Annotated in this window: 9 protein-coding genes and 1 pseudogene; 5 read left to right on the forward strand and 5 right to left on the reverse strand. The window is 69.9% G+C overall.

All coding sequences use genetic code 11. The features are described from left to right. Positions 1-151: 151 nt before the first annotated feature. The gene (locus ACWD4O_RS37855; protein ID WP_451287278.1) at positions 152-1,060 is read left to right on the forward strand and encodes an alpha/beta hydrolase; all 909 of its coding nucleotides are present in this window, start codon (positions 152-154) and stop codon (positions 1,058-1,060) included. Between the two features lie 7 nt (positions 1,061-1,067). Here ACWD4O_RS37855 and ACWD4O_RS37860 read toward each other — a convergent pair whose 3' ends face one another. Genes ACWD4O_RS37860 through ACWD4O_RS37870 form a run of 3 tightly spaced genes read right to left on the reverse strand, consistent with a single transcriptional unit; the run spans position 1,068 to position 4,591 of the window. Then, entirely contained in the window at positions 1,068-2,012 is a 945-nt protein-coding gene (locus ACWD4O_RS37860) for a fumarylacetoacetate hydrolase family protein (RefSeq protein ID WP_451287188.1), read from the reverse strand. Beyond that, a complete protein-coding gene (locus ACWD4O_RS37865) occupies positions 2,009-3,622 on the reverse strand; it encodes an MFS transporter (RefSeq protein WP_451287190.1) in 1,614 nt (537 codons plus the stop codon). Before ACWD4O_RS37865 ends, ACWD4O_RS37860 begins: the two co-directional genes overlap by 4 nt. A gap of 39 nt (positions 3,623-3,661) precedes the next feature. Further along, a complete protein-coding gene (locus tag ACWD4O_RS37870) occupies positions 3,662-4,591 on the reverse strand; it encodes an MBL fold metallo-hydrolase (RefSeq protein WP_451287192.1) in 930 nt (309 codons plus the stop codon). A 175-nt stretch (positions 4,592-4,766) separates the two neighbouring features. Between ACWD4O_RS37870 and ACWD4O_RS37875 the strand changes: the two genes are divergently transcribed. Then, on the forward strand, positions 4,767-5,375 hold the full coding sequence (locus ACWD4O_RS37875; RefSeq protein ID WP_451287194.1) for a TetR/AcrR family transcriptional regulator: 609 nt from the start codon (positions 4,767-4,769) through the stop codon (positions 5,373-5,375). 230 nt (positions 5,376-5,605) lie between these two features. Next, on the forward strand, positions 5,606-6,583 hold the full coding sequence (locus ACWD4O_RS37880; RefSeq protein ID WP_451287196.1) for a phosphotriesterase family protein: 978 nt from the start codon (positions 5,606-5,608) through the stop codon (positions 6,581-6,583). Here ACWD4O_RS37880 and ACWD4O_RS37885 read toward each other — a convergent pair. Then, positions 6,564-7,328, reverse strand: a complete 765-nt coding sequence (locus ACWD4O_RS37885; protein ID WP_451287198.1) for a helix-turn-helix transcriptional regulator — start codon at positions 7,326-7,328, stop codon at positions 6,564-6,566. The two genes, ACWD4O_RS37880 and ACWD4O_RS37885, sit on opposite strands and share 20 nt — an antisense overlap. Positions 7,329-7,476: 148 nt before the next feature. Between ACWD4O_RS37885 and ACWD4O_RS37890 the strand changes: the two genes are divergently transcribed. Together ACWD4O_RS37890 and ACWD4O_RS37895 are read left to right on the forward strand one after the other, a co-directional pair. Continuing rightward, positions 7,477-9,690: an MMPL family transporter gene (locus ACWD4O_RS37890; protein WP_451287200.1), complete on the forward strand. Its 2,214-nt coding sequence runs from the start codon at positions 7,477-7,479 to the stop codon at positions 9,688-9,690. 107 nt (positions 9,691-9,797) lie between these two features. After that, positions 9,798-11,409 (forward strand): annotated as a pseudogene (locus tag ACWD4O_RS37895) (LuxR C-terminal-related transcriptional regulator). An 88-nt stretch (positions 11,410-11,497) separates the two neighbouring features. Here ACWD4O_RS37895 and ACWD4O_RS37900 read toward each other — a convergent pair. Then, complete coding sequence (locus ACWD4O_RS37900; protein WP_451287202.1) at positions 11,498-12,187, reverse strand: alpha/beta fold hydrolase; 690 nt, start codon at positions 12,185-12,187, stop codon at positions 11,498-11,500. Positions 12,188-12,217: the final 30 nt, after the last annotated feature.

Below are 12,217 nucleotides of genomic sequence, written 5' to 3' on the forward strand. Positions count from 1 at the left end.
CTCAGCGGTGACTCCCTCGTTCGGCGATGCGGCGGTTGCATGGTCGTCGGCCTGCGCGCAGAGCTTGGTTCGAACCGGCTCTGCGGGCTTTCCCCTCGATCGGGGGAGCGGCGGCCTCGCGGCCGTTCTCCCGGCCGGATCAGCGAAAGGCATCACCGTGCAGAACGTCACCTTCACCAACGCGGGCGTCACCATGGCCGGGAACCTCCACCTCCCGGACGGCTTCTCCGAGGACCGGTCCTACCCGGCGATCGTCTCCGTCCACCCCGGTGGCGGCGTCAAGGAGCAGACGGCCGGCCTCTATGCCGCCAAGCTCGCCCGCGAGGGCTTCGTCACGCTCGCCTTCGACGCCTCGCACCAGGGCGCGAGCGGCGGAACGCCCCGCCACCTCGAAGACCCCGCCTCCCGGGTCGAGGACGTACGGGCGGCCGTGGACCACCTGTCCACGCTCGGTTACGTCGACGCCGACCGCATCGGAGTGCTGGGTATCTGCGCCGGCGCCGGGTACGCCGTCAACGCCACGATGACCGATCGCCGTGTCAAGGCCGTCGGCGCCATCAGCCCGATCGACATCGGCGCCGCCTACCGCCTGGGCTGGGACGGCTCCGAGCCCGTCGCCGACCAGCTCGCGACCCTCGACGCGGTCGCGCAGCAGCGGGCCGCCGAGGCCCGGGGCGCCGACGCAGCCGTTGTGCCGTACGTGCCCGAGACCGTGGACGAGACCACCGTCCCCGACATGGCCGAGGCCCACGACTACTACCGCACACCCCGCGCCCAGCACCCGAACGCCGACAACCGCATGCTCTTCACCAGCATCGCGAACATCTACGCCTTCGACGCGTTCCACCAGGTCGAGACCCTGCTGACCCGGCCACTCCTCATGGTCGCGGGCAGCGAGGCGGGCTCCCTGTGGCAGGCCGAGCAACTGCTGCCCCGGGTGAACAGCCCCAAGGAGCTGGCCGTCGTCGACGGCGCCGGACACGTCTCCCTCTACGACGTCCCCGAGTACGTCGACCAGGTGACGGCCCATCTGACGCCGTTCTTCACGAAGTACCTCTGAGTCCCGGTCATCGCCTGCGGCGGGCCGGTGGCAGGGGCACCGGGGCGACTCCTTCGACGACGGTGTTGCTGATGGTGCCGATGCCCTCGACCGTCATGGTGACGGTGTCGCCGGGGGCCAGCGGCGGGGGTTCGAAGATGCCGCCGCGGCCCCAGAGTTCGGCCAGGCAGCCGCCGTTGCCGCAGGTGCCGGAGCCCAGGACGTCACCGGGGCGGATCCAGGTGCCGCGGGAGGCGTACGCCGTCATCTCCTCGAACGTCCAGGCCATGTCGGCCAGTCGGTCCCGGCCGACCTCCTCGCCGTTGACCTGGACGGTCAGGGTGAGGTCGAGGAAGCCCGCCGGGTCGCGGTGGGGTTCCAGTTCGTCGGCGGTGACGAGCCAGGGGCCGAGGGTGGTGGCGGTGTCCTTGCCCTTGGCGGGGCCGAGTTTCACCTTCATCTCGCGGCCTTGCAGGTCGCGGGCGGACCAGTCGTTGAGGATCGTGTAGCCGAGGATGTGTTCGCGTGCCTGTTCGGGGGTCAGGTCCCGGCCGGCCTTGCCGATGACGGCGGCCACCTCGAGTTCGAAGTCGAAGCGGAGGCAGCCCGGCGGCAGGGGCACGTCGTCGTGGGCGCCGATCATCGCGTACGGGTTGGTGAAGTAGAACGCGGGCGCGGCGTACCACTCCTCGGGGACGGTGTCGCCGTATCCCCGGGCGACGCCTTCGACATGGCTCTCGAAGGTCATGTAGTCGCGTACGGTCGGCGGTTGCAGCGGCGGCAGCAGCCGTACGTCGGCCAGGGGCAGCGGCAGAGTGCCGGTCAGGGCGCGTGCGCCCGCCGTCCGCAGAGGCTGCTCGCCCTCCTCGATCAGGTCCAGCAGCTCGACGGGGTGTTCGAACGGGTGGACATGGTCGTCGGCGACGGCTCCCGACTGCCGTATCCCGTCGTGGAAGAAGGTCGCGAACTTCACTTCGCGCTCCTCTCCGCCTCGGCCGGCCGCGTGCCACCGGGCCGGAAGCCGATGAAGACGGCGGCGATCACGGCGGCGGCCGCACAGGCGACGGCCGTGAGGATCAGTCCGTTGTTGTAGCCGTGGGCCAGGGCGTCCGTGGTGTATGGGGCGAGCTTGGCGCCGAGCGGGCCGAGGTCGGCGGTGTGCAGGGCGATCGGGCCGCCCTCGTGCAGGACGGCGGAGGCGATGCCGTGCTCCTTGGGAGTGAGGCCCAAGTCGGCGAGGCTGCCGGTGAGTTGACTCGACGCCAGGCCGAGGGCGACGGCGCCGACGACCGCCGGGCCGAGGGTCTGACCGAGGTCGCGGACCAGGCTGGTGGTGGCGCTGGCCATGCCGGTCAGGGCGGGCGGCACGACGTTGACGGCGGCGGCGGTGATGGCGGCGACGACCAGACCGAAGCCGACGCCGTTGAGCACCAGCGGCCCGAGCAGGGGCACCAGGCCGGTCTCGTCGATCGGCACCGCCCGCAGCCACAGTTGGGCGACAGCCAGCGAGACGAACCCGGCGACCAGCATGGGGCCGGGTCCGACGCGGTGCAGCAGACGGACCAGCAGCGGCCAGATGAACGGGGTGATGCCCTGGACGACCAGGAAGGGCACCGCGGCCCGGAAGGGGCTCTGGTGCTGGATGACGCCGAGGCGGATGCTCAGGTCGTACGCGCCGCCGAGGAAGCCGAACATGCCGATCACCGCCATCGCGGCCGACGCGGCGAAGGCCGGAATACGGAACAGCTCCAGGCGCAGCATCGGAGCCGCGCTGCGGTTCTCCACCAGCACGAACGCGACGAGGAACACAGCGAAGGCGACGAAGCACGCGACGACGGGTGCCGAGCCCCAGCCGTCGGAGGGGCCCTGGATGATGCCGTACAGCAGAGCGAGCATGGCCACGGCGATGGCGATCTGCCCCGGCCGGTCCAGCGAGCGGCCCTCGGGGGCGCTGGACTCGGCGGCCAGCAGCCAGGCGCCCACCGCGGTGAGCACGGCGAGCACTCCGGTCACGCCGAACGCCCACTGGAAGGAGGCGTGCTCGACGATGCCGCCGGACATCAGCGGGGCGATCAGGGCGCCCAGCGACAGGGCCGTGGTCCAGGAGGCCAGGCCCTTGGCGCGCGCGGCCGGTGTCGGCGTGCCGGCGATGACCATCGCCAGGGAGGCGGGGAAGAGCGCGGCGGCTCCGACACCGGAGATCGCCTGGCCGGTGATCAGCTGGGCCGCCGAGTCGGAGGTGGCCGACACCAGATAGCCGACGGCGGACAGCAGCGCCGCGCCGACCACCAGCTTCTTACGGCCGTACAGGTCGCCCACGACGCCGAAGGTCAGTGCGAGGACGGCGGCGGGCACCAGGAAGGCATCGCTGATCCAGGTCAGTTCCCCGCCGGACGTCTGAAGCGTGCGCTGCATGACGCCGTTGATCGCGGCGGGCAGGACAAGGCCGATCTGGGCCAGGCAGACGGCCAGACAGCCGGCGATGATCGTCCCGGTGTGGCGGGCTGTGGCGGCCGTATCGGCCGTGGCTTCACCGGACGACGGGGCGGCGGCGGGTGGGTCGTAGGCGGGAGTGGAGACCATGTCTTCTCCTTGCGGGGTCAGGGCAGGCGGGGGGCGTCGTCAGACGTGGGGGCAGAGCTCGGCCATGCAGCCGAACAGGCCGGGACCGTCGAGCGGGGGCAGTGCGGGGTCGAGCTCCCGGTAGACGGTGTGGACGTTGACGGCGAGGCGTTCGCTCTCGTCCAGGTCGGCGAAGCGGCCGAGGCGGATGTCGCGGGCCGCGTCCAGGGCCGGCATTCCGGCGGTGAAGCGGGCGGTGGCCTGCTCATGGACGTATTCGAGGTAGTCGCGGACCTCGCGGACCGTCCGCTTGGTGGTGACGGGGCCGTGGCCGGGCACGACGATGTCCGCGTCGAGGCCCAGCAGCAGATCGCAGGCGGCGAGCCAGCGGCTGAAGGGGCCGTGCCAGACGACCGGTGCCGCCCCGGCGAAGACGATGTCGCCGGTGTAGACGGTCCGGGCCCGCGGCACGTGCACGATCGTGTCCCCGGCGCTGTGCGCGGGACCCACGTCGATGAGGCGGACCTCGGTGCCGCCGATGTCCAGCACGGTCTCGCCGTCGAAGATCCGGTTCGGGAGGACGGGTTCGATGCCGGTGTGGTCGAAGCGGCCGAAGATCCGGCGCGCGAAGTGCCCGGCGGATGTGTCCATGCCGGTCAGCGCCCGCATCTCGGCCGGACCCACCTGACGCATGTCCGCCACGGACCCGCGGGCCGCGATGATCTCGGCGTGGGCCACGAGCTGGTTGCCGAACCAGTGGTCGCCGTTGCCGTGGGTGTTGACCACGGTGGTGATCGGCGCGACGGCGGTCAGCGGCGTCAGCGCGTCGAGCATGGTCCTGGTCAGCCGCAGGTCGTAGAGGGTGTCGACGAGCACCGACTCGCCCCGGCCGGTGATCAGCCCGGCGTTGCTCATGCCCCATCCGGCATCGCCCGCGATCCAGGCGTGACAGCCGTGTCCGAGCTCGACACGGCCTGTCCGGGATGCCACGGAAGCCACGTTGCCTCCTGTCTCGTCCCGCACAGATAGCGAGACCTGGGTACATATCTGGACTGGAGTCCATCAATGGCCGACAATCTAAGAAGATGGTGCGGCGGCGTCAATACCCCGGCAGCCCTGTGCTGTACTGGCGGCCATGAAGAGCCCGGAGACAGGAGCCGAAACCGTGCCCGCAGCGCCGCCCGCCGGACGCCGGGAACGCAAGCGACAGCAGGTGCGCGACCAGCTCTACGCCGCGGCGCTGCACCTGTTCGTCAGCCAGGGGTACGAGGCGACGACCATGGACCAGATCGCCGAAACCGCCGACGTCGCCCGGGCCACCGTCTTCAACCACTTCTCGCAGAAGGTCGGATTCCTCGAGGAATGGGGAGTGCGCCGCCGCTCCCGCGTCAACGAGATCCTCGGCTCCCAGCGCGCCGAGGACCTGCCGGTCGGCGACCGCCTGCGCCGTTACCTGAAGGAGATGGGCGACCTCAACGTCGCATCCCGTGCCGAGACCACCGTCCTGATGGACGCCTCCGCGCGGTACGGGGGCCTCCTCCAGGACCCGTCCCTGGAGATCGAACTCGCCAGGATCGTCGAAGAAGGGCAGCGGCGCGGGGAGATCAGGGCGGACGTCGACTGCGAGCAGGCCGGACAACTGCTGGCCGCCTGCTACTTCACGACGATCCTGCGCTGGATCCGAACGGAGCCGGCCCCCTTCGACCTCCACCAGCGACTCGCCGGCGCGCTCGGCATCATCCTGCCGGGCCTCCTCGACGGCGAAGCGGTCTGACGCGGCACACCATCGTCTCGTCGATCACGTCCAGGACCAGGTGTCTCGGCGGCCCGGCCGGACATCGCGTCCACGCGAAAGAACTGCGCGCCGGCGCGAAAGACGGCATTGCCGTGACCTTGGCAGAGTCCTGCACAGGTTCACCGAGCCTTGAGACCGCACCGCACCGCACACCACACCCCGGCCGCCCGTTCGGCAGCCGAGTCCCGGGCGAGCATTGAAGGATCCACATGACGTCCACCCCGCAGGTACAGACCGTCCGCGGCCCTGTGGCAGCAGATGGCCTCGGTACCGTGCTGATGCACGAGCACGTCTTCGTACTCAGCGAGGAACTACGGCAGAGCCTGCCGGAGACCTGGGACGAGCAGGAGCGCATCAGCGACGCCGTCACCCGGCTGAAGGCCCTTGCCGCGACCGGCGTCACCACGATCGTCGACCCCACCGTCATCGGACTCGGACGCAACGTCGCGCGAGTGGCCCTGGTGAACGAACAGGTCGACCTCAACATCGTGGCGGCCACCGGGCTCTACACGCTGGCCGACATCCCTGACTACTTCCGCTACCACGGGCCGGGGACGCTGCTCGGCGGCCCCGAGGCCATGGCCGACCTGTTCGTCCGTGAACTCACCCAGGGCATCGCGGACACCGGCATCAGGGCCGCGTTCCTGAAATGCGCGATCGAGGACGAACTCACCCCGGGCGTCGAGCGGGTGATGCGAGCGGTGGCTCAGGCACATCTGCGCACCGGTGCTCCGATCACGGTGCACACCAGCGCACGCTCCCGTACGGGACTCGTCGCGCAGAACGTGCTGCGCAGCGAGGGCGTCGACCTCGGCGCGGTCGTCATCGGCCACAGCGGCGACACCGCCGACCTGGACTACCTGCACGAGCTCGTCGACAACGGCTCGTACGTCGGAATGGACCGCTTCGGCCTCGACATCCTCCTGCCCTCCGACCAGCGGGTGGCGACCGTCGCGGCGCTCGCGCGCGAAGGACTCGCCGAACGGATGGTCCTGTCGCACGACGCGTCGTGCCACATCGACTGGTTCCCGCCCGGCGTACGGGAGCAGATCGCGCCGAACTGGCACCACACCCACCTGCATGACGAGGTACTCCCGGCGCTGCGCCGGGCCGGCGTCACCGAAGTGCAGCTGACCACCATGCTGGTCGACAATCCACGCCGGTACTTCAGCCCTTCCGACAGCTGAGGCCCTGTCGGGCTTCGCGAGGTGTCATGCCGAACTCCGCCCGGAACGCGGTGGCGAACGAGGCATGACTGCCGAAGCCGCAGGAATGGGCGATCTCCGCGATCGAGTACGCGGCCCAGCTCGCGCCGACGAGGCGAGCGCGGGCGACGTTCAGCCGTTCGCGGCGGATCAGGTCGCGCGAGGTGGTGTCGGCCGCCTGCAACACCTGCTGGACATAGCGAACCGACCAGCCGAGCGCCCGCGCGATACCGACGACGTCCAGGTCTGTGTCGCAGGCATGCTGGCGGATGTAGCGGCGGATCGCGGCCTCGACCGTGGCCCGTTGCCCTGTGGGCGCCGAGTCGTCGGCGCCCTCCGCGGCCAGACAGACCAGGTCCAGCAGCCGGTCACACGCGATGTCGAAGCTGGTCTCGGAGAGTTGCTCGCGCTCCTCGTGCAGCGTGGTCGTCAACTCCCGGATGACTCGGCCCAGTCCGCGGACGCCGCTGAGCATGTGCGGCCCCCCGGCTGCGACCGGGCTGCGTGCGGTGATGTTCTGGATGTGCCGGGTGTCCCTGTTGACCTCTTCCGCGCCGCCGGAGCACAGGGCGAGGCCGTACACCTTCGACTGCTGCCACTCCAGGCGTCCGGTCCACGGAGCGTGACGATCCGGCACTTTGATCCGGCTCGCGCCGTGGAGACCGGTGAAGACCTCGTCCCAGGCACTCGCCGAGGAACGGGTGAGCGCTTGGCTCCTCGAAGGCACAGGTCATCCCATCCGCCCCTAAGGGCGTGATCGAGGTCACATCTTCTGGATCGAACTCTGGGGCCCGCGATCCGTCTTGTCTGTGCTCGGCGATGCACAGACACAGAAAAAGAGTACGTCGTTCTCCGAACCAGTCGAAAGGAAAGGCATGTTCGACCGCGTTGCGGACCTGACGGTCCGGCGGCCCAGAATTGTTCTCGTAGTAGCCGCAGTCCTCGTTGCCGTGATGAGCGTCGTGGGTGTGGGCGCCTTCGGAAAACTGGTGGGCGGTGGTTTCGACGACCCGCACTCGCAGTCGACGCGTGCGAGTGAAGTCATCGATGAGGAATTCGGCGGAGAAGCGAACTTGGTGCTGCTGGTCACCAGCGGCGCCCAGCGCGTCACCGACTCGGCGGTCGAGCAGGACGGCCGGCAGCTGGTGGCCGAACTGCGCAAGGAACCCGAGCTCGGCAACGTCGTCTCGTACTGGGACACGCGCAGCGACTCCCTGCTGGCCCGTGACGGCCGTTCGACCATGGTCGTCGCCCATGTGAAGGGCGACGAATCGACGCGGGAAGAGCACGCGCAGGACATCATCGACGCCTACGCCGGCCAGTACGAGGGACTCACCGTGCAGGCCGGCGGCGGTACCGCGGTGGGGGCCGAACTGTCGGAGCAGGTTCTGAAGGATCTTCTTCTCGCGGAGATCATCGCCGTCCCCGTGACGCTGCTGCTCCTTCTCGTGGTGTTCGGGGGCGTGGTCGCGGCCTTGCTGCCGCTCGCCATCGGCACGGTGGCGGTCGCCGGGACCTTCGCGGAACTCTCCCTCCTGGGCAGCGTCACCGACGTGTCGGTCTTCGCGATCAATCTGACCACCGCCCTTGGGCTGGGACTCGGCATCGACTACGCGTTGCTGATGATCAGCCGCTTCCGGGAGCACCTCGCCCAGGGCATGAGCGTTGCCCACGCGGTACGGTCGACGGTGCACACCGCCGGACGTACGGTCGTGTTCTCGGCAGGCACGGTCGCCGTCGCGCTCACCGCACTTCTCGTCTTTCCGCAGTACTTCCTCCGCTCCTTCGCCTACGCCGGCGTGGGCGTGGTCGTCATCGCCGCCATCGGCACCCTGTTCGTGATGCCTGCTCTGCTCATGCTGTCGGGGCATCGCATCAACAGCGGCAGGCTCCCCTGGCCCAAGGCCGACCGTCAGCGCCGGCGCGCGCCGTTCTGGGGCCGACTGGCCGGGAACGTCATGCGCCGACCGGTGCTGATCTCCGCGCCGGTCCTGGCGGTGCTCCTGCTCGCCGCGGCCCCGCTCATGGGCGTCACGTTCGGCACGCCCGACGAACGGGTCCTCCCCGAAGACGCTGCGAGCCGGCAGGTGTCCACGGCACTGCAGACGGACTTCGAGGGCGACGACGAGGCCGCCGTCCAGGTCGTTGCCCGCGGGTCCATGGACTACGAGACGGTGGACGCCTACGCGCAGGAACTGTCGCTCCTCGACGGGGTCGTGCGCGTCGAGGCGTCGACAGGCACTTACGAACAGGGAAACGCGCAGGCTCCCGGCCCGGCGAACGAAACCCTGGACAGCCGCGACGCGCAGCGCATCAGCATCATCGGCTCCGCACCGCCCAAGTCGGACAGCGCCCAGTCCCTCGTCCAGGTGGTCCGAGCGGTCAAGGCGCCCGCCGGCTCCGAGGAGGTCCTGGTGGGAGGCGGCGACGCCGAACTGCTCGACGCCAAGGACTCGATCGCGAGCCGTCTCCCCTTCGCCGCCGGCCTGGTCGCCGTCACCACCTTCATCCTGCTCTTCCTGTTCACGGGAAGCATCGTCCAGCCGATCCGCGCGCTGGTGTTGAACATGATCAGCCTCGCGGCGGCGATCGGTGCAATGACCTGGATGTTCCAGGACGGCCATCTCAGCTCCGTCCTGGGATTCACCGCCCAGCCCATGGACACATCCATGACGGTCCTGCTCTTCTGCATCGCCTTCGGTCTGTCCATGGACTACGAGGTGTTCGTCACCAGCAGGATCAAGGAACTCCACGAAGCCGGTGAGGACACCGAGACCGCCGTCGTTCACGGCCTCGGACACACCGGAAGAATCGTGAGCGCCGCGGCCTGTCTCCTCGCCGTCGGATTCTTCGCCTTCGCCACGGCGCAGGTCAGCTTCATGCAGATGTTCGGCCTGGGAAGCGGGTTGGCCATCCTCATCGACGCCATTGCCGTACGCGGCGTTCTGCTGCCGGCCGCAATGCGCCTGCTCGGCCGCTCGGCCTGGTACGCGCCGGGACCTCTTCGAAGGTTCCATCAACGCTTCGGAATCAGCGAGCGCGACCCCACGGCGACCCACGCCTGGACCTCGGGAAAGACACTCGCTTGAGAGGTTTCACGGTGCCCCCGATATCGCCCGACCCGGAAAGCGACTGTGAACGGAGCCACGATTCCCAGGGGAATTCGGCCGGTCGCCTCGTCGGTCGATCAGCGGAACTGGCGGTCATCGACGGCCTCTTCGGCTCGGCCGTCACGCGCGGGACCGCGCTGTTGCTGACCGGAGAGGCCGGCGTGGGCAAGAGCGCGCTCCTGGACGCCGCGGCGCTGCGTGCGTCCGAGGTCGGCTTCCGGGTGCTGCGTGTCGTCGGCTCGCAGTTCGAGAAAGGTGTCAGCTTCTCGGCGCTGAACCAGATCCTGCAGCCGCTGGCCGGGGAGATTCCCGCTCTGCCGCCCCGGCAGGCGGAAACACTGCAGGCAGTCCGGGGGCTGTCCGCAGGGCAGCCCGCCGAACTGCTCGCCATCGCAAACGCTGTGCAAACCCTGCTGACGCAGACGGCCACCGCGGGCAGTCCTCTTGCACTCATCGTTGATGACGTGGCCTGGCTGGACCGCCCCAGCGCCGCAGTCCTGGGCACCGTCGCCCGCTCCGTCCACACCGGCTCCCTTGCGCTGCTCGCCGCGTCCCGGACCGCCGACGAATCCTTCCTGAGCAGCACCGGGAAAGCCACACACGAGGTCCAGCCCCTGGACGACATATCGGCGCACGAGTTGGTGAGCGAGCGGTTCCCCGCCATGGCGGCCAGGGTCCGCCGGCGTCTTGTCGCCGAAGCCCGCGGGAACCCCTTGGCGCTGCTGGAGCTGCCCGTCCCGCTCAATGACGCACAGCAGACCGAGCGAGGGACGCTGCCGGCCGTGCTGCCGTTGACCGAGCGCCTCAAGAGGATCTACTCCTCCCGGATCGAGGCGCTCCCCGACGCCACACGGGAACTGCTGCTGCTCGCCGTCCTGGACGCCTCGGGTGATCTGCACGTCCTTCAGCGGGCCATGGGCGGTGCCGACCGCCTGCGCGGGCTGTGCCCTGCCGAGCGGGCCGGACTCGTACAGGTCGACAGCCGCACGGGCCGTCTGGTCTTCCGGCACCCGCTCACCCGTTCCGCAGTCATGGATCTGTCGACCAGTGCCGAACGCCGGTGGGGACACCTGACGCTCGCCGGGGAACTCCCCGAAGGGTCCGAACGCCGAGCCCGGCACCTCGCCGACGCCGCCGTCGGCCCCGACGACCACGTGGCCGCCCTTCTGCACGAGGTGGCCTACAGCACCCTCCACCGTGGCGACGCCGTCGGCGCCATCACCACCCTCCTGCGCGCCTCGGAGCTGAGCAGCACACCATGATCTGTTCGAAGCGGCCATCGCCGCGCCCGGCGCCGAGCGCTGGCCGTTCGACCGGGCCCGGATCTGTCTGGCCTACGGCGAGAGACTGCGCCGGGCCAAAGCGGGTGTCGCCGCCCGCGTGCACCTGGACGCCGCGCTGAGCACCTTCGAGCGTCTGGGCGCCGCCCCTTGGAGCGCGCGAGCGGCGAACGAGCTACGGGCGAGCGGGATCCTCACCAGGACCGTCGTCCCCGGATCTGGCCCGCCCTCCCAACTCACCCCGCAGGAACGACAGGTGGCGCAGCTGGCCGCCACCGGACTGACCAACAAGCAGATAGCCGCGCAGCTCTTCCTGTCTCCCCGCACCGTGGCCGCCCATCTGCGGGGCGTCTTCCGGAAGTTGAACGTCACCTCGCGTGCCGGACTGCGCGACGCGCTGACGGTCGTCACGCCATGAGTCGCCGGAGACCTCGAGCGTGCCGCGGACATCGGCGCGCTGGTACTCGAAACGCTGCAGGGCCGAACCGGTGCTGCCCTCCTGGCGATCAGGCCTGGTGGGCAGCGGCCTGCTTGATCAGTTCGGCCACCGCTTCCGGCTGGGAGACGTAGATGGCGTGGCTTCCGGCGGTCTCGCTCACGGTGGCTCCGGCGCGCTCGGCCATGGAGCGCTGCGCCGGCGGGGGGATCATGCGGTCGTCGGTCGCGACCAGGTACCAGCTCGGCTTGGTACGCCAGGCGGCCTCCGTGACCGTCCCGCCGAGCGCCCCCACGCCCCACGGAACCTGCGAGTCGGCCATGAACCGGGCGTCCTCGGGCGGCACATCGGCCGCGAACGAAGCGGCGAACTTCTCCCGGTCCAGGAACAGGAAGCCGTCCTGGGGCGGCAGGATCGGCGGAACGGGCGCGTCGGGAGCCGGGTCGGCGATCAGGGTGCCGACCGACTCGTCCTTGTCCGGCGCGAAGGCCGCGATGTAGACGAGCGCGGCCACCCCCTCGTGCCGGCCGGCCTCGGTGATCACGGCGCCTCCGTAGGAGTGGCCGACGAGCACGGACGGCCCGTCCTGGGCGTCGAGGACCTGGTGCGTGACCGCCACGTCGCCTTCGAGGGAGTGGGTCGGGTTCTGTACGACACTGACGTTGAAGCCGTCGCGGGTGAGGAGGCGGTACACCGGCTGCCAGCCGGAGCCGTCGACGAATCCTCCATGGACGAGCACGACGTTCTTCACGGTACTCATGTGATTGCTCCTCGTTTTGCCGGAAACCTT

Source organism: Streptomyces sp. NPDC002623, from assembly GCF_053592635.1.